Source organism: Micromonospora sp. NPDC093243, from assembly GCF_044753725.1.
Taxonomy (GTDB): Bacteria; Actinomycetota; Actinomycetes; order Mycobacteriales; family Micromonosporaceae; genus Micromonospora.
Genome location: NZ_JBIVNT010000005.1, coordinates 106060 through 122505, shown reverse-complemented (window position 1 = coordinate 122505; position 16446 = coordinate 106060). Strand labels below are relative to the sequence as shown.

Annotated in this window: 15 protein-coding genes; 8 read left to right on the top strand and 7 right to left on the bottom strand. The window is 74.3% G+C overall.

The annotated features are described in order from the left end of the window. Nucleotides 1-45: 45 nt before the first annotated feature. Together ACIP9D_RS18180 and metF are read right to left on the bottom strand one after the other, a co-directional pair. Nucleotides 46-735, bottom strand: a complete 690-nt coding sequence (locus ACIP9D_RS18180; protein WP_350872353.1) for a CDP-alcohol phosphatidyltransferase family protein — start codon at nucleotides 733-735, stop codon at nucleotides 46-48. A gap of 44 nt (nucleotides 736-779) precedes the next feature. Continuing rightward, on the bottom strand, nucleotides 780-1697 hold the full coding sequence (gene metF / locus ACIP9D_RS18175; protein ID WP_350872351.1) for a methylenetetrahydrofolate reductase [NAD(P)H]: 918 nt from the start codon (nucleotides 1695-1697) through the stop codon (nucleotides 780-782). A 262-nt stretch (nucleotides 1698-1959) separates the two neighbouring features. Here metF and ACIP9D_RS18170 point away from each other — a divergent pair, with 262 nt between their 5' ends. After that, on the top strand, nucleotides 1960-3420 hold the full coding sequence (locus tag ACIP9D_RS18170) for a transcriptional regulator (protein ID WP_350872349.1): 1461 nt from the start codon (nucleotides 1960-1962) through the stop codon (nucleotides 3418-3420). After that, nucleotides 3417-4499, top strand: coding sequence for a polyprenyl synthetase family protein (locus tag ACIP9D_RS18165; protein ID WP_350872347.1), 1083 nt, complete (start codon nucleotides 3417-3419; stop codon nucleotides 4497-4499). Before ACIP9D_RS18170 ends, ACIP9D_RS18165 begins: the two co-directional genes overlap by 4 nt. Before the next feature lie 135 nt (nucleotides 4500-4634). Here the strand turns inward: ACIP9D_RS18165 and ACIP9D_RS18160 are convergent, their stop codons facing one another. Continuing rightward, nucleotides 4635-5024, bottom strand: coding sequence for an Rv2175c family DNA-binding protein (locus ACIP9D_RS18160; RefSeq protein ID WP_350872345.1), 390 nt, complete (start codon nucleotides 5022-5024; stop codon nucleotides 4635-4637). A gap of 266 nt (nucleotides 5025-5290) precedes the next feature. Between ACIP9D_RS18160 and pknB the strand changes: the two genes are divergently transcribed. Both pknB and ACIP9D_RS18150 read left to right on the top strand, forming a co-directional pair. Then, entirely contained in the window at nucleotides 5291-7273 is a 1983-nt protein-coding gene (gene pknB / locus ACIP9D_RS18155) for a Stk1 family PASTA domain-containing Ser/Thr kinase (RefSeq protein ID WP_350872343.1), read from the top strand. A gap of 1 nt (nucleotide 7274) precedes the next feature. Beyond that, nucleotides 7275-8141 carry a deoxyribonuclease IV gene (locus ACIP9D_RS18150; protein ID WP_350872341.1) on the top strand — a complete coding sequence of 289 codons (867 nt, stop codon included), beginning with the start codon at nucleotides 7275-7277 and terminating at the stop codon, nucleotides 8139-8141. A gap of 145 nt (nucleotides 8142-8286) precedes the next feature. On the opposite strand, the gene ACIP9D_RS18145 is transcribed toward ACIP9D_RS18150, so the two are convergent. The 4 genes from ACIP9D_RS18145 to ACIP9D_RS18130 form a co-directional block, all read right to left on the bottom strand. Next, a complete protein-coding gene (locus ACIP9D_RS18145) occupies nucleotides 8287-9321 on the bottom strand; it encodes a GntG family PLP-dependent aldolase (protein ID WP_350872339.1) in 1035 nt (344 codons plus the stop codon). Nucleotides 9322-9422: 101 nt separating this feature from the next. Continuing rightward, nucleotides 9423-10829 (bottom strand): class II 3-deoxy-7-phosphoheptulonate synthase, encoded by a 1407-nt coding sequence (locus tag ACIP9D_RS18140; protein ID WP_350872337.1) that lies wholly within the window; start codon nucleotides 10827-10829, stop codon nucleotides 9423-9425. Between the two features lie 97 nt (nucleotides 10830-10926). Then, the gene (locus ACIP9D_RS18135; protein WP_350872335.1) at nucleotides 10927-11427 is read right to left on the bottom strand and encodes a hypothetical protein; all 501 of its coding nucleotides are present in this window, start codon (nucleotides 11425-11427) and stop codon (nucleotides 10927-10929) included. Between the two features lie 173 nt (nucleotides 11428-11600). After that, nucleotides 11601-13223: a glycosyl hydrolase family 18 protein gene (locus tag ACIP9D_RS18130; protein ID WP_350872333.1), complete on the bottom strand. Its 1623-nt coding sequence runs from the start codon at nucleotides 13221-13223 to the stop codon at nucleotides 11601-11603. A 213-nt stretch (nucleotides 13224-13436) separates the two neighbouring features. Between ACIP9D_RS18130 and ACIP9D_RS18125 the strand changes: the two genes are divergently transcribed. The 4 genes from ACIP9D_RS18125 (at nucleotide 13437) to ACIP9D_RS18110 (ending at nucleotide 16446) form a co-directional block, all read left to right on the top strand. After that, a complete protein-coding gene (locus ACIP9D_RS18125) occupies nucleotides 13437-13931 on the top strand; it encodes a glutathione peroxidase (RefSeq protein WP_350872331.1) in 495 nt (164 codons plus the stop codon). Nucleotides 13932-13983: 52 nt separating this feature from the next. Beyond that, the gene (locus ACIP9D_RS18120) at nucleotides 13984-14766 is read left to right on the top strand and encodes an NAD(P)-binding domain-containing protein (protein ID WP_350872329.1); all 783 of its coding nucleotides are present in this window, start codon (nucleotides 13984-13986) and stop codon (nucleotides 14764-14766) included. Nucleotides 14767-14899: 133 nt separating this feature from the next. After that, the gene (locus ACIP9D_RS18115) at nucleotides 14900-15754 is read left to right on the top strand and encodes a DUF4397 domain-containing protein (protein ID WP_350872327.1); all 855 of its coding nucleotides are present in this window, start codon (nucleotides 14900-14902) and stop codon (nucleotides 15752-15754) included. Beyond that, nucleotides 15751-16446 carry a class F sortase gene (locus ACIP9D_RS18110; protein ID WP_350872325.1) on the top strand — a complete coding sequence of 232 codons (696 nt, stop codon included), beginning with the start codon at nucleotides 15751-15753 and terminating at the stop codon, nucleotides 16444-16446. Before ACIP9D_RS18115 ends, ACIP9D_RS18110 begins: the two co-directional genes overlap by 4 nt.

Below are 16446 nucleotides of genomic sequence, written 5' to 3'. Positions count from 1 at the left end.
GGGCGTGAGCGGCTGGTGGCTGGACCGAGCCGGACGGGCTCGGGCTCAGCCGGCTTCGAGCAGGGCCCGGCGTACGGCGGACGTCAACTGGCCCAGACCGAAGCCGGCGAGCAGCACCCAGACGGCGGTGGCCATGGTGATCGTGCCGGCCGTCAGGTCGGGTTGGATCAGCCCGGCCAGGCCCGCCACCAGCAGCCCGCCGACGGCCACCGAGACCCGGGTCGGGCGCTCCCCCACGGTCACCGCCCCGATCTCCCGCATCCCTGCGGAGACCGCCCGGGCCCGCACGTACTCGTGCAGCCAGGAGAGCGCCCCACCGGCGACCACCAACGCGCCGGGCGCGCCGATCAGCCAGAACGCGACCAGCCAGGCGACCTCACCGAGCCGGTCGGCCACCGAGTCGTAGACGTAGCCGAGCCGGGTGGTCCGGCCGGTGGCCACCGCCACCGCGCCGTCGACACTGTCCGCGACCCCGGCCAGCAGCACGAACAACGCGCCGAGGAACGGTCCGTCCCCCGGCCGTACGGCGAAGACCGGCACGCAGACGCAGAGCAGCACGCCGACCACCGTCACCGCGGTCGGGCCGACCCGCAGCCGACCCAGCACGTACCCGACGTGGTAGGCGAAGCGCAGCCAGGCGCGCACCACCGGCGCGGCCGACCGGGGGTCGAAGCCGCCGTGCAGCCGCGCCCACGCCGTGGCGTACTCGTCCCACTTCAGGTTTGTGCCCACCACGGATCAACCGTCGCGGCGGTGATCAGGTGTCGCGGTGCGCGCGTTCACGCCCGCGCGTCCACCCGGAGGTTCTGCCAGACCTCGCGGGTGGCGGTGGAGCGGTTGAGGGTGATGAAGTGGATCCCCGGCACGCCCTCGTCGAGCAGCCGGCGGCACATCTCGCTGGCCTGCTCGATGCCGAGCCGGCGCACCGCCTCCGGATCGTCGGCGACCTTCTCGAACCGCTCGGCCAGCGCGGTCGGGAACGGCGCACCGGAGAGCTGGACCGACCGCTCGATCGTGCCCAGCTGGGTCACCGGCATCACGCCCGCGAGGATCGGGGTGTCGCAGCCGGCGGCGGCCACCCGGTCGCGCAGCCGCAGGTAGTCGTCGGCGTCGAAGAACATCTGGGTGATCGCGAACTCGGCGCCGGCCCGGCACTTGCGGACGAAGTGCTCGGTGTCGCTGACCACGTCCGGGGAGCGCGGGTGCTTGTAGGGGAAGGCGGCAACGCCGACGCTGAAGTCACCGGCGTCGCGTACCAGCCGGACCAGCTCCTCGGCGTAGAGCACCCCCTCGGGGTGGCGGACCCACTCGCCGTCCGGGTTGCCCGGCGGGTCGCCCCGCACCACCAGCACGTTGCGCACCCCGACCCCGGCCAGCCGGCCGATCACGTGCCGCAGCTCGGCGACCGAGTGGTCGACCGCGGTCAGGTGGGCCATCGGCAGCAGGGTGGTCTCGGTGGCGATCCGCTCGGTGACCGCGACGGTGGTGTCCCGGGTCGACCCGCCCGCGCCGTACGTGATCGAGACGAACGACGGCCGCAGCGACTCCAGCTCCCGGATCGCCTGCCAGAGCAGGCGCTCGCCCTGCGCCGTCTTGGGCGGGAAGAACTCGAAGGAGAAGGTCGGCTGCCGCTCACGGATCAGCTCCCCGATCGCCGGCTGCGGGTTGGGGAGGACCGAGGGAAGACCGAGCGCCACGCTCCGACTCTAGCGGGAGCCGGCCCCCGTACCCACGATCTTCCCACCCGATGACGGCCCGATCGGGACGCCGCCGGGCAGCCGGGTCGGGCCGGGCGGCGCGGGAAAGCGTCGTACCCCCGGGATATTCAGGTGGCAGCGCGGGTGGAGCCGGCCGGGTCGGCCGGCTCCCGGGGGCACGCGCGGGGGTCGCCGCCAGTGGTGGCGCGGCCGGTCCGGTGGGCCGGCCCGCGGCGCCGCGTCGACCCCGTCGGGAGGGATCATGACGCCGACCCCGCACGTCGGCCCGCTGCTGCTCGGGCCGCTGCTCACCCAGCTCCGGCTGGCTCGCGGCTGGAGCCAGCAGCGCACCGCCGCCGAGCTCTGCGCCGCCGCCGGCGTGCCGACGCTGAGCCGGCACGAGATCTCCCGATGGGAGCGGCAGGTCCGGGTGCCCGGCGACTTCTGGCTGCGCTGGCTCGCCGTCGTCCTCGCCGCCCCGGTCGCGCTGTTGACCGACGCCGCGGCCCGGGCCCGACGCCTCGCCCGGCCGCCGGTCGGGCCTGTCGCGGGCGCCCGGTCCCGCGCGGCGCTGCTCGCCCTGGCGCAGCGCTGGCTGGCCGATCCGCGGGCCGCCCTGCTGGTCCCCGCGCCCGGCCGGCTCACCGCCTCCGACGCACCGGGCGTCGGGTTCGGCCGGCACCCCGGGTGGCCGTCGGTCGGGGCCGAGCCGCCCGGTGGCCCGTCTCCGCATTCCCGCCCGGGCCCGGCACCCGACGTCGACCTGGCCGGGCTGCGCCGGCTGGACGACCTCGCCGGCGGCGTCGACCTCGCCCCGTTCGGCGCCGACCGGCTCCGCCGGGTGGTCCGGGCCCTGCCCCGGTCCGGGCCGGCCGGGCGCCGCCGGTTGCTGCCGGTGCTCGCCGAGTCGGCTCAGCTCGCCGGCTGGCTCGCCGCCGACGCCGGCGATCTGGCCGGTGGGCTGGACGCCTACCGGCTCGGGCTGCGCGCCGCGGCCGCCGCCGGGGATCCGGCCCTCGCCGGGCACCTGCTCGGCTCGGCCAGTCACCTGCTGGCCGGGGCCGGCGATCCGCAGGGCGCGCTGCTCCTGGCCCGCACCGGCTACGCGGGCAGCCGGCGGTGGGCCAGCCCGGGGTTGCGTGCCCTGCTGTTGCACCGGGTGGCGCTGGCCGCCGCGCTCGGCGGGCAGCCGGACGCCGCCCGGCAGGCCCTCGGTGCGGCGGATCGGGCCGTTGGCGCGCCCGAACCGGAACGGGAGCCGCCGTGGCTCTACTGGCTCGACGGCCCGGAGCTGGCGGCGATGACCGGTCGGGCCCTGGTCGCCCTGGGCCGTCCCCGACGGGCCGAGGTGCTGCTCGACGCGGCCCGGGAGCCGGGGCGCCCGCGCCGGGCCGCGATCTACGGCGGCTGGCTGGCCCGGGGCTACCTCCAGCTCGGCGAGGTCGAGCTGGCCTGCGACGTGGCCAGCGCGGCGCTGCTCGACGCGGTGCGCGCCGGGTCACCCCGGGCGGTGACCCACCTGACCGAGGTACGTCGCCGGCTGACCGCCCACCGGCGGGCGCCCGCCGTCCGCAGGCACGCGGCCCTGGTCACGGCGGCCCGCCCCTACCTGCCCCGTCCGGCGCCCCGGGCGAAGACGGGTCGGGGGCCACCGGGCCGCGCGGCGGAGCGGATACTGGCGGGTATCCGAGCGCCAACCGGACCGGCTAGCGTTCTGGCGTGACCGACGCTGCTCCCGTCTCCCCGATCGACCGTGCCGGCCTCCGCCAGCGGATCGACAAGGCCCTCACCGAGTTCCTGGCCAATCAGCGGATCTGGATGGCCGGTGTCGACGACGCGCTGACACCGGTGGCGGAAGCGATCGAGACCTTCGTGCTGGGCGGCGGCAAGCGCCTGCGGCCGGCCTTCGCCTACTGGGGCTACCGGGGCGCCGGCGGAGTGGACAGCGACCAGGTGCTGGCCGCCCTGGCCGCTCTGGAGTTCGTGCAGGCCAGTGCCCTGATCCACGACGACCTGATGGACCGCTCGGACACCCGGCGCGGCGAGCCCGCCGTGCACCGACGGTTCGCCGCCCGGCACCGCAGGTCCGGCTGGGGCGGCGACCCCGACGGGTTCGGCGACGCCGCCGCGATCCTGCTCGGTGATCTCTGCCTGGTCTGGTCGGACGAGCTGCTGCACTCCGCCGGGCTGGACCCGGGCACGGTGGCCCGGGCCCGGCCGGTCTTCGACGAGATGCGCACCGAGGTCACCGTCGGCCAGTACCTGGACGTCCTCACCCAGGTGACCCGGGACACGTCGGTGGAGCGGGCCGGCAAGGTCGCCCGCTACAAGTCGGCGAAGTACACGGTCGAGCGGCCGCTGCTGCTCGGCGCCGCGCTGGCCGACGCGCCGGCGGAGGTCCAGGCGGCCTACTCGGCGTACGGGCTGCCGCTGGGCGAGGCGTTCCAGCTCCGTGACGACGTGCTGGGTGTCTTCGGCGACCCGACCCAGACCGGCAAGCCGGCCGGCGACGACCTGCGCGAGGGCAAGCGCACCTTCCTGGTGGCGGCGGCCCTGGAGACGACCGACGACCCCGGCCGTGAGCTGCTGATGGCCGGGATCGGCGATCCGGGCCTGGACGAGCGGCGGGTCGCCCGGCTGCGCGAGGTGATCACCACGAGCGGCGCGCTGGCCCGGACGGAGCAGCGGATCGCCACGCTGACCGAGACCGCGCTGGCCGCGCTGGCCACCGTCGACCTCGACACCGAGGCCCGCCAGGCCCTGGTCGACCTGGCCATCGCCGCCACCCGCCGCACCGACTGACCCACCCTCCCCCGGCCCACCCTCCGACCGGCCCGTCCTCCGTCCGGCCTGTCGATCATGAAGTTGTTGTCTCGACACGCCGGTGCCGGTGACAACAACTTCATGATCGACGTAGACCCGGCGGGCGGGTGAGGGTCAGAAGCCGAGGGCCTGGGCGCGGCGCTTGACCTCGCGGGCCTGGTCGCCACCGAGAGCGGCGGCGGCGGTGCCGGAGAGGCTGTCGTCCGGCTCGTACAGCCAGCGCAGCGCGGCCTCGTCGTCGTAGCCGGCGTCGGCGAGCAGGTTGAGCACGCCGGGCAGGTGCTTGAGCACGGTGTGGTTGGCCACCAGCTCCGCCGGCACCCGGCGGATGCCGTCCCGGCGGACCGCCAGGAGCTCGCGGTCGCGGATCATCTGGTGCACCTTGCTGATCGACACGTCGAGGCGCTCGGCGACGTCCGGCAGGGTGAGCCAGCCGGCCGCGTCGGCGGGGCCGGCGAGGTCGGGGCCGGCTGCGGCCTGGTCGGCGGGTACGGGTTCGGTCACCCGATCACCCTGCCACGCCGCCGGCGTGCCGGGCCAACGGCACCCCGCAGGAGGCATCCGGCAGACGCCGGTCGGGGGTGGAACCTGCCCGCCGGCGGATTCCTGCCGCCGATCCGGCGCGGGCGGCCGTCGGCGGATCGACGGGGTGTCGGTGCAGGTCAGAGCGTTCTCCGGCGAGCGGCGAGCGCGCCGGGACCCACCCGGTCGGGCCCCGGCTGTAGCATCCTGTTCAACCTTCACCCTCTGGACACATAGACTCCCTGCCGATGGACACACAGGTCGCCGACACGTTGCTGGGCTCGCTGATCGACGGGCGCTACCGCATCCGCGGTCGCGTGGCCCGTGGCGGCATGGCGACCGTGTACACCGCCACCGACGAGCGCCTCGAGCGCACCGTGGCGGTCAAGATCATTCACCCGACCCAGGCCTCCGAGGCCCGGTCGCGCATCGCCGGCTTCGTCGCGCGGTTCACCGACGAGGCGAAGACGATCGCCCGGCTGACCCACCCCAATGTGGTCGCCGTCTACGACCAGGGCACCCACGGCGGCCTGCCCTACCTGGTCATGGAGTACGTCCGCGGCCGCACCCTGCGCGACGTGCTCGCCGAGCGACGCCGGCTCAACCCGGACGAGGCGCTGGCCATCTTCGAGCAGATGCTCGCCGCGATCGCCGCCGCACACCGGTCCGGGGTGGTGCACCGCGACGTCAAGCCGGAGAACGTGCTGGTCGCCGAGGCGCCCACCGGCGGCGTGGCCAACCTGGTCGACAGCGTGGTCAAGGTCGCCGACTTCGGCCTGGCCCGGGCGGTCGAGGCCAGCGCCGAGGAGGACGGCAACCAGCTCATGGCGACGGTGGCCTACGTCGCACCCGAGTTGGTCACCGAGGGCCGGGCCGACGCGCGTACCGACGTCTACTCGGCCGGCATCGTGCTCTTCGAGATGCTCACCGGTCGGGTGCCCTACGACGGCGACCGCCCGATCGACATCGCCTGGCAGCACGTCGACCGGGACGTGCCGGCCCCGTCGACCCTGGTCCCCGCCCTGCCGCCGGTCCTGGACGAGCTCGTCGCCCGGGCCACCCGGCGCGACCCGGCGGCCCGGCCGGCCGACGCCGGAGCGCTGCTCACCGAGGTCCAGGTGGCCCGCGATCAGCTGGGCAACCAGAACAGCCACACCGCCGTGCTGCGCCGGGTTCCCGACGAGCAGCCGCTGTCCCAGCCGACCATGGTGGTCGCGGCGGTCCGCCCGGCCGAGCGGCCGAACTGGGCCCGGCTGCCCGAGGGCGGCCAGCGGGCCGGCCGACGGCGGGCCACCTCGCCGCCCGGCGAGGGCGACCTCTGGTCCCGGCTCGGCGAGCTGCGCGCCCGGGTGATGGGCGACCGTCGCGGCCGGCTGGCGGTGGCCGCCGTCGTGGTGGTCCTCGGTCTGGTCGCCGCTGTCGGGGGCTGGTGGTTCGGGGCGGGCCGCTACACGGACGCCCCCCAGCTGGTCAGCCTGACCAAGGCCGAGGCGGAGGCGCAGGCCGCCCGCGCCGGGATCACCCTGGCCTACGCCGACCCGCAGTACGACGAGAAGGCCCCGAAGGACAGCGTCCTGCTCCAGGACCCGGCGTCCGCCGCCCGGATCGTCAAGGGCAGCACGGTCACCCTGACCCTCTCGCTCGGCCCGGAGCGCTTCCCGGTGCCGGACGTGGTGGGCAAGGAGTTCGAGCTGGCCGAGGCGGATCTGCTCAACGCGAAGCTGGTGGTGGCCAAGGGCGCCGCCCGCTACGACGACAGCCTGCCGGCCGGAGTGGTGATCGACACCAACCCGAAGGTGGGTGCCGAGGTCAAGCCGGGCGCCAAGGTCACGGTCATCCTGAGCAAGGGCAGGGCCCCGGTCAGCGTGCCGAACCTGGTCGGCAAGAGTCTCACCGACGCCCGGACCGCCCTCACCAAGCTCGGCCTGGTCGCGGTGGAGACCTACAAGGACTCGGACAAGCCGAAGGACGAGATCCTCGGGCAGAGCCCGGCCGACGGCGCCGGCGTGGAGAAGGGCGCCCAGGTCAAGCTGGATGTCAGCAAGGGCCCGCCGCTGGTGGTCGTACCCCGGGTGATCGACCTGCCGTGTCCGCAGGCCAAGCAGTTGCTGGAGAGCCAGGGCTTCCCGGTGGCGGTCCAGTTCAACCCGAACGCGGTCGTCCGGTTCCAGAACCCGGGCGAGAACTCGCAGGTGCCACCCGGCACCCCGGTGACGATCGGATGCTTCTGAGATGGCGGTGAGCGGGATCCGTCGGGTCGGCGCGCACACGCCGACCTCGGGCGGTCTGGCGAAGGCCGCTCTGCCCTACCTCGACGCGACCGGCGCCGAGGTGGTCCAGGTCTACGTCTCGAACTCCCGGGGCTGGGCGCTGCCGCCCGGCGATCCGGGGCAGGACGCGCTGTTCCGCGCCGGCTGCGCCGAGCGGGGCGTTCCGGTCTTCATCCACGCGTCGCTGCTGGTCAACCTCGGGTCGCCGACCCCGGCCACGGTCGAGAAGTCGGCCGAGACGTTGGCTCACGCGCTGCGCCGGGGCACGGCGATCGGCGCGCAGGGCGTGGTGTTCCACGCCGGCAGCGCGGTCGACGCCGGGCACGCCGAGGCGGCGATGCGGCAGGTGCGCGAGACACTGCTGCCGCTGCTGGATTCGACTGTCGCGGCCGGTGGCCCGCTGCTGCTGGTCGAGCCGAGCGCGGGTGGCGGACGGTCCCTCGCCTCCCGGGTCGAGCAGCTCGGGCCCTACCTCGACGCCGTCGACCGGCACCCGGGGCTGGCGGTCTGCTTCGACACCTGCCACGCCTGGGCCGCCGGGCACGACCTGGCCGCCGAGGGCGGCATGACGGCGACCCTGGACACCCTGGTGGCCACGGTCGGGGCGGATCGGCTGCGGCTGGTGCACGCGAACGACTCGAAGGACCTGTGCGGCTCGACCCGGGACCGGCACGAGAACATCGGCAAGGGCATGATCGGCGAGCCGGCGTTCGCGGAGCTGATGGCGCACCCGGCGACCGCCGGCGTCCCGGTGGTGGTGGAGACGCCCACCGAGAAGCACGTCGGCCACGCCGCCGACATCGCCACCCTCACCCGCCTGAACCCCTAACCCCCCCCCCCGACCCGCTCCCGTTCCCCCTCCCCTCGCCCACTGCAGCGCGGTGATCAAGAGATTCGCGTCAGGATTCCGGCCGGGAATGACGCAAACCTCTTGATCACCGGGGACCGTGCGGCGGGGTAGGCGGGGTGGGCGGTCAGCTGCGGAAGATCTTGGTTAGGGCGCCGGCGGCCTGGTCGATGGCGGCGTCGGTGACGTCCATGTGGGTGACGAGGCGGGCGGTCCGTGGGCCGAGCACCGAGATCAGCACCCCCTCGGCCCGCGCGGCGGCGGCCAGCGCGTGCGCGTCGAAGGCGGACTTGGTCAGGTCCAGCGGCACGAGGTTGGTCCGCACCGTGCTGGCCAGCACCCCGAACGGAGCGATCGCCTCGGCCAGCCGGGCGGCCTTCGCGTGGTCCTCGGCGAGCCGGTCGACGTGGTGGGCGAGGGCGTACCGACCGGCCGCGGCCAGGATGCCCGCCTGCCGCATCCCGCCGCCCATCCGCTTGCGGATGAGCCGGGCCCGCTCGATCTTCTCGGCGCTGCCCACCACCAGCGAGCCGACCGGAGCGCCGAGGCCCTTGGAGAGGCAGACCGACATGGTGTCGAAGAGGCGGCCGTACTCGATCAGCGGCACCCCGTCGGCCACGTGGGCGTGCCAAATGCGGGCGCCGTCGCAGTGCAGCGCGAGTTGCGCGCCGTCGGCGATCTCGCGCAGCTGACGCAGCGTGGCCAGCGGGATCACGCCGCCGCCACCCCGGTTGTGGGTCTGCTCCACCGCGATCGCCCGGGTCGGGACCGCGAAGTAGCCGTCCGGCCGGATCATGGCGGCGACCACGTCCGGGTCGAGGTCCGCACCGACCGCCGGCCAGGTCCGCGAGGAGATTCCGCCGTACGCGGCCGCGGCGCCGATCTCGTACGTGACCACGTGCGCGTCGGCGTCGCAGAGCAGCTCCTGGGCCGGCGGCACCACCAGTTGCAGGGCGATCTGGTTGGCCATCGACCCGCTCGGGGCGAAGAGCGCGGCCTCGTGCCCGAAGAGCGCGGCGACCTCGGCCTCCAGCGCGTTGACTGTCGGGTCCTCGCCGTACACGTCGTCGCCGACCTCGGCGGTGGCCATCGCCTCCCGCATCCCGGCGGTGGGCCGGGTGACGGTGTCCGAACGCAGATCAACAAACTCAGCCACGATCATCCTTTCGGCTACCGACTGCGGGGCTCGCAAGCTCACTCCTCGCGTCAGCCACTGTCATTCCTCGGCTGCCGACTGCGGGGCTCGCAAGCTCACTCCTCGCGTCAGCCACGGAGCATCTCCGCCACCAGGAAGGCCAGCTCCAACGACTGCTGGGTGTTCAGCCGCGGATCACAGGCGGTCTCGTAGCGGTCGGGCAGGTCGAGGTCCTCGATGCCCTGGGCGCCGCCGAGGCACTCGGTGACGTCCTCGCCGGTCAGTTCGACGTGCAGGCCACCGGGGTGGGTCTCGAGACCGCGGTGCACCTCGAAGTAGCCGAGCACCTCGTCGACGATGCGGTCGAAGTGCCGGGTCTTGTAGCCGTTGGACGACTCGTGCGTGTTGCCGTGCATCGGGTCGCACTGCCACACGACCTTGGCACCGGCCGCGGTGACCTTGGCCACGATCGGCGGCAGGGCGTCGCGGACCCGGTGGTTGCCCATCCGGCTGATCAGGGTGAGTCGGCCGGGGATGTTGTCCGGGTTGAGCTTCTCGCAGAGCTCGATCGCCTCGTCCGGGCTGGTGGACGGGCCGAGCTTGACCCCGATCGGGTTGGCGATGCGGGAGATGAAGTCGATGTGCGCACCGTCGATCTGCCGGGTGCGTTCCCCGACCCAGAGGAAGTGCCCGGAGAGCCCGTACGCCCGGTTGTCGGAGACCCGGGTCAGCGCCCGGTCGTACTCCAGCGCGAGCGCCTCGTGCGAGCAGTGCAGGGTGACCGTGCGCAGCGCCTCGTCGTCGGTCATCCCGCAGGCCCGGATGAACGCCAGCGCCCGGTCGATCTCCCGGGCGATCGCCTCGTAGCGCTCGCCGGCCGGGGAGTTCTTCACGAACCCCTTGTTCCAGTCGTGCACCGCGTGCAGGTCGGCCAGCCCACCGGCCAGGTACGCCCGGAGCATGTTCATCGCGGCGGCCGAGTTCGCGTACGCCCGGATCATGCGCTGCGGGTCGGCGACCCGCGCCGCCGGCGTGGCCTCCAGCGAGTTGATCATGTCGCCGCGGTAGGCCGGCAGGCCCCGCGCGTCGGTCGGCAGCGACCGGGGCTTGGTGTACTGCCCGGCGACCCGGGCCACCTTCACCACCGGCAGCGACGCGCCGTAGGTCAGCACGATCGCCATCTGGAGCAGCGTGCGGGCGTTGGCCAGCAGGTGGCTCTCGGTGTTGTCGGCGAAGGTCTCGGCGCAGTCACCGCCTTGGAGCAGGAACGCCTTGCCCTCGCAGACCAGCGCCAGCCGCTGCCGGAGCTGGTCTACCTCGTAGGGCGCGACCACCGACGGCACGGTGTCGAGCACCTTGCACACCTCGGCCACCGCCCCCGGGTCGGGCCAGGGTGGGGTCTGCTCGCGCGGCAGATCCCGCCAGCGGTCGAGGCCGAGGGCCGCGTCCTCGGCGGAGTCGACGGTCGGGCGGCTGGTCTGCAGCCCCGGGCTGCCCACCGCGGGATGGCTCAGCTGATGCCACTCATGGCGCATGACAGAAAGCGTACGGCGACGGCTGGGGCGGCCGAGCGGCGAGGGGGATCGTTCCGGAAACTGGGAGGTCGCCGGCCGGCCGGGGCATCGGCGCAGCTCAGGAAGCGGGCGTCCCGCCCGGGGCGACCGGCGTGGCGGTGGCGCTGGCCGGCGCCTCGCCGGAGATGCACCAGTCGGCCCCGTCCTTGGTGACGGTGAACACCAGCGGCCGGGTGACCTTCCGCGAACCGGCGGTGACCGAGACCGAGACGGTCACCTCCTGGCCGCGCGGGCCGGACCGGATGTCGGTGATCGCCGCCTGCGGCACCTCGAAGTGGTCGGCGAAGTCGCCGTTCGGCCCCGTCGACGCCGCGTCGAAGCCGTCGTGCATCGTCGCGCAGAGCTGGCTGCGACCGGCCGCCGCGTCCTTGGCGGTCATCGCGTCGAGGTAGGCCTGCACCCGCTCGCGGGACTTGGCGGCGGCCTCCTCCGCGGGGGCGCGCTCGGGCTTCGCCGCCGGCTCGTCCTCGCCGCCCACGAGACCGCAGCCGGTGAGGGCGAGCGGCAGGATCGCGAGCGTGGCGGCGGCACCCGTCAGCCTCCGGTGCGTCACACCCATCAACCCCTCCCTCCGACCGGTGGACATCGAGACATGCCGAGCGGCGAGTCTGCCACATCAACCTGGGTGGCGGCGAGGGTCCCTCGGCCAGCCGCGCTGCGACAGGCGCACGCGGGCGGGGAGGGACGGTGCGTGTCCCTCCCCGCCGTGTGGGTGGTGCGTCGGCCTACGGCTCAGCCGAGACCGCCCTTGACGGCGCCGATCAGCTCACCGTTGGTGGTGTCACCGGAGAGCTCCCAGAAGAAGGCGCCGCCGAGGCCCTGGTTCTTCGCGTACGTCATCTTGCCGTTGATGGTGGAGGGGGTGTCGTAGCTCCACCAGTTGCTGCCGCACTTGGCGTACGCCGTACCACCGACGGTGCCGGTCGCCGGGCAGGTGTTCTTGAGGACCTTGTAGTCCTCGATGCCCGCCTCGTAGGTGCCCGGGGCGGCGCCGGTCGCGCTGCCACCCGGGGCGCTCTGGGTGACGCCGGTCCAGCCCCGGCCGTAGAAGCCGATGCCGAGCAGCAGCTTGTTGGCCGGGATGCCCTTGCTCTTGAGCTTCTGGATCGCCGCGTCGGACCAGAAGCCCTGCTGCGGGATGCCGGTGTACGAGGTGAGCGGGGAGTGCGGCGCGGTCGGGCCCTGCGCGGCGAAGGCGCCGAAGTAGTCGTACGTCATCGGCATGATCCAGTTGAGGCTGCCCGCGGCCCCGGCGTAGTCGGTGGCGTCGATCTTGCCGCCGTTGCTGCCGTCCGCGGTGATCGCGGCGGTGACCAGGGCGTTGGAGCCGAACTTCGTCCGCAGCGCGGCGGCGACGTTCTTGAACGCGTTCGGGCCGCTGGCGTCGCAGCTCAGGCCGCAGGCGTTCGGGTACTCCCAGTCGATGTCGATGCCGTCGAAGACGTCCGCCCAGCGCGGGTCCTCGACCAGGTTGTAGCAACTGTCGGCGAACGCGGTCGGGTTCTGCGCGGCCTGGGTGAACCCGCCGGACCAGGTCCAGCCGCCGAAGGACCAGATCACCTTGAGGTGCGGGTACATCTGCTTGAGCTTGCGCAGCTGGTTGAAGCTGCCGCGCAGCGGCTGATCCCAGGTGTCCGCGACGCCGTCGACGCTGTCCGCCGCGGTGTAGGCCTTCTCGTAGTCGGCGTAGCTGTCACCGATCGTGCAGCGGCCGCCGGTGGTGTTGCCGAAGGCGTAGAGGATGTGGGTCAGCTTCGCGGCCGAGCCGCTGGTGTGGATGTTCTTCACGTGGTAGTTGCGGGCGTACACGCCCCACTGGGCGAAGTAGCCGACGACCTTCTTCGCGCCGGCCGGCGGCGGGGTGGTCGGCGGCGGCGTGGTCGGCGGTGGGGTCGTCGGGGGCGGGGTGGTCGGCGGGGGCGTGGTCGGCGGCGGGGTGGTGGGCGGGGTGCCGCCACCGCCGCAGGAGGCGCCGTTGACGGTGCAGTTCAACGGGGCCTGGTAGGCGCCGCTGCCGTTGTAGCCCCAGCTGAACGAGGCGCCCGGAGCGATGCCACCGGCCCAGCTCTTCTTGACCGCGACGTAGTGGTTGCCGCTGCGGGTCACGTCGGCGTCCCAGGAGCTGCTGATGCTGGTGCTCGAGGGCAGGTCGAACTCGATGCGCCAGGTGCTGACCGTGGCGTCCGAGCCGTTGGTGATCGTCACCCTGGTCTCGTGACCGGTCCCCCAGTCCTGCACCTTCGTGAACGTGGTGGTCACGCTTCCGGCGCCGAACGCGGTGGTTACGGGCAACATCGCGGCGGTCACCGCGACCACGGCGCCGGCCCAGAGGGCCCGGCGGAGCGATCTCTTCATGTGGCGTCTCCCCAAACAGTTAGGAAACTTTCCAAAAGGATGGTGAGACGCTACTCACGGCGTCATCACTTAGTCAAGATGTGCATGTTTCGATTTCCCGTACCGGTCGAAATGCCACCCCTCGTCTCGCTCCCGGAGCGGACGGCGCCGCTGCCGGCGGCGGGCGGCGCGGCCACCGACACCGGCCGCGCGGGGCGGCGGTAGCCTCGCCGGATGACCGTCTTCGACATTCCGATCGGCGCCCTCAACGGCGGCCCCGCCGACCTCGCCAGCTACCGCGGCCGCGCGCTGCTGGTGGTCAACGTCGCCTCGCGCTGCGGGCTCACCCCCCAGTACGCCGGCCTGCAGGCCCTGGCCACCGAGTACGCCGACCGCGGCCTGGTGGTGCTCGGCGTGCCGTGCAACCAGTTCGCCGGCCAGGAGCCCGGCAGCGCCGCCGAGATCAGCGACTTCTGCCAGGTCAACTACGGCGTCACCTTCCCGCTGACGGAGAAGGTCGACGTCAACGGACCCGAGCGGCACCCGCTCTACGCCGCGCTGGTGCAGACGCCGGACGCGGAGGGACACACCGGCGACGTCCGGTGGAACTTCGAGAAGTTCCTGGTCGCGCCGGACGGCACGGTGGCCGCCCGGTTCGCGCCGACGGTCGAGCCCGACTCGGCCGAGCTGCGCGCCGCCGTCGAGAAGGCGCTGCCCACCACCGCCTGAGCCACCGTCGCACGCGGCCGGCCGGCCAGCGCCCACCGCCCGGCAGCGTGGTGTGTTCCCGAGGCGCCGGTCCTCGAACGGCCCCGGCAGTAGGTTGGGCCGGACGGGCTCGCGGCGCGTCCGGGCGCCGCACCGGCGGCCACGGTGGGACGGAGTTGTGCCAGACATGACGACGGTGGGACTGATCGGCAGCGGCAACATCGGCGGGACGGTCGCCCGGCTCGCGGTGGCGGCCGGCTACGACGTGGTGCTCAGCAACTCACGGGGACCGGAGTCGCTGCGCGAGCTGGTCGAGGAGCTGGGCCCACGGGCCCGCGCCGCAACCGTCCAGGAGGCGGCCGAGGCCGGCGACCTGGTGGTGGTGAGCGTCCCGCTCAAGGCCTACCGCGACGTGCCGGTGGAACCGCTGGCCGGCAAGGTCGTGCTGGACACCAACAACTACTACCCGCAGCGCGACGGGCAGATCGCCGAGCTGGACTCCGGGGCGACCACCAGCAGCGAGCTGCTCCAGCGCCATCTGCCGGCGGCGCGGGTGGTCAAGGTCTTCAACAACATCAACTTCCGGCACCTGGGGACGCTGCCCCGGCCGACCGGCGCGCCGGACCGCACCGCGCTGCCGATCGCCGGGGACGACGCGGACGCGAAGGCGGCAGCGACCGCCCTGCTGGACCGGATCGGCTACGACGCGGTGGACGCCGGCCCGCTCGCCGAGGGGCGGCGGCAGCAGCCGGGCGCCCCGGTGTACGGGGTCGTCTACAACAGCGACCCGCAGGATCCGCAGCGCTCGACCCCGGCGGACGCCGCCACGGTGCGCGCCGCGCTGGCCGCCGCCTGACCCGACCGTCGCGCACGGACCGTGGCGCGGCGATTCCTCGGCGTGTCGGGTCGGTGACGGTTGCATCGCAGTCCCGTACACGGGACGCTCTCGGATGGACGGCTCCCCCCGAAGTCCGGACCCCGGAGGCGACATGCACCTGCTCCGTACCGCACCGCGCCGCCTGTTCGCCGGAGCCGCCGCGCTCCTGATCGGCGCGGGCCTCGTGACCACCCCGGCCGTGCCGGCCGGCGCCGCGACCGTCGGCTACGTCCGGCTCGCCCACCTCTCCCCCGACACCCCGAGCGTCGACGTCTACCTGGCCGCCCCCGGCACGGCAGAGCCCCGGGTCTTCCCGGGCGTCGGATACGGCGTGGTCTCCGACTACCTGTCGCTGCCGAGCGGCCGCTACGCGGTGGCGATGCGCGAGGCGGGCGCACCGGCCAGCGACCCGCCGGTGCTCACCACCGAGGTCGCGGTGACCGGCGGTGAGGCGTACACGGTCGCCGGGGTGGGCCGCTACGCCGACCTCGGGCTGCGCGTGCTGCGCGACGACCTCAGCGCGCCGCGCGGCGGGCAGGCCAAGGTCCGCGTCGTCCAGGCCTCGGTACGCGCACCGGTGCTCGACGTGGCCGCCGCCGACGGGCCGACCATCGCCAACGGGGTGCATTTCGCCACCACCACCGACTACCAGCTGGTCGAGCCCGGCAGCTGGCGGCTGCGGCTCTCCGGCAGTGGCGGCCCGAGCACCCAGACCGAGGTGCGACTGACCGGCGGCGCCGTCTACTCGCTGCTGGTGCTGGACGCGAAGAAGGGCGGCCTCACCACCGAGCTGCGGCGCGACGCCGAGGGCGGCACGGTGGTGCCGGCCGGCGGGGTGGACACCGGCGCCGGCGGCCTGGCCGCCAGCTGGCCCGGCGGCTACCCGTTGCTCGTCGGCGGGCTGGCCGCCCTGGCCCTGGCCGCCGGTCTCGCGCTGCTGCTGCGCCGGCGGCGTACCACCTGGTGATCGCGCGGCGTGGCCCGGCGATCCGCCGGCACCGGGAGCACCCGTCGGCGGCGGCCGCGCTGGTGGCGGTGGGCGCGGCGGTCTGCCTGGCCGCCGGGACCGGGGTCGGGCTGGCCACCACCGATCCGCCGCCCCGGGCCGCCAGCTGGCGGCCCGGGTGCGCCGACAGCTGCCCGTCGGCCACCCCGCCGCCGGCCAGCTCCGCGCCACGCGGCGAACCCGCCCGGGTACGCGTGCCCCGGATCGGCGTCGACGCTCCGCTCACCACGCTCGGGCTGGACCGCGCCGGCGCCCTGATCCCACCGGCCGGCTTCGACGTCGCCGGCTGGTACGGCGGCGGCCCGGCCCCCGGCGACCCCGGCCCGGCGGTCCTCGCCGGGCACCTCGACTCCCGGCGCGGCCCGGCCGTGTTCGCCCGGCTCGGCGAGCTGCGCCCCGGCGACCCGGTCGAGGTGTGGCGCGGCGGGCAGCGGCTGGTGTTCCGGGTGACCGGGTCGCTGCGCACCCGCAAGGACGCATTCCCCACCGCCTCGGTCTACGGCCCGACGCCCGGCCCGGAGCTGCGCCTGATCACCTGCGGTGGCGACTTCGACCGTCGACGCCGCCACTACACCGACAACGTGGTGGTCTTCGCCGTCGCGGAGCCGGGCGGCCGGCCGCGCCGCAGCCCGAGCCCGGGCTCGTCTCGCTGA

Bases quoted from the DNA above. Each gene is read 5' to 3' on its own strand.
- ACIP9D_RS18170 (WP_350872349.1), top strand. From the start codon at position 1,960: ATGACGCCGACCCCGCACGTCGGCCCGCTGCTGCTCGGGCCGCTGCTC.
- pknB (WP_350872343.1), top strand. From the start codon at position 5,291: ATGGACACACAGGTCGCCGACACGTTGCTGGGCTCGCTGATCGACGGG.
- ACIP9D_RS18150 (WP_350872341.1), top strand. From the start codon at position 7,275: ATGGCGGTGAGCGGGATCCGTCGGGTCGGCGCGCACACGCCGACCTCG.
- ACIP9D_RS18145 (WP_350872339.1), bottom strand. From the start codon at position 9,321: ATGATCGTGGCTGAGTTTGTTGATCTGCGTTCGGACACCGTCACCCGG.
- ACIP9D_RS18140 (WP_350872337.1), bottom strand. From the start codon at position 10,829: ATGCGCCATGAGTGGCATCAGCTGAGCCATCCCGCGGTGGGCAGCCCG.
- ACIP9D_RS18135 (WP_350872335.1), bottom strand. From the start codon at position 11,427: ATGGGTGTGACGCACCGGAGGCTGACGGGTGCCGCCGCCACGCTCGCG.
- ACIP9D_RS18130 (WP_350872333.1), bottom strand. From the start codon at position 13,223: ATGAAGAGATCGCTCCGCCGGGCCCTCTGGGCCGGCGCCGTGGTCGCG.
- ACIP9D_RS18125 (WP_350872331.1), top strand. From the start codon at position 13,437: ATGACCGTCTTCGACATTCCGATCGGCGCCCTCAACGGCGGCCCCGCC.
- ACIP9D_RS18115 (WP_350872327.1), top strand. From the start codon at position 14,900: ATGCACCTGCTCCGTACCGCACCGCGCCGCCTGTTCGCCGGAGCCGCC.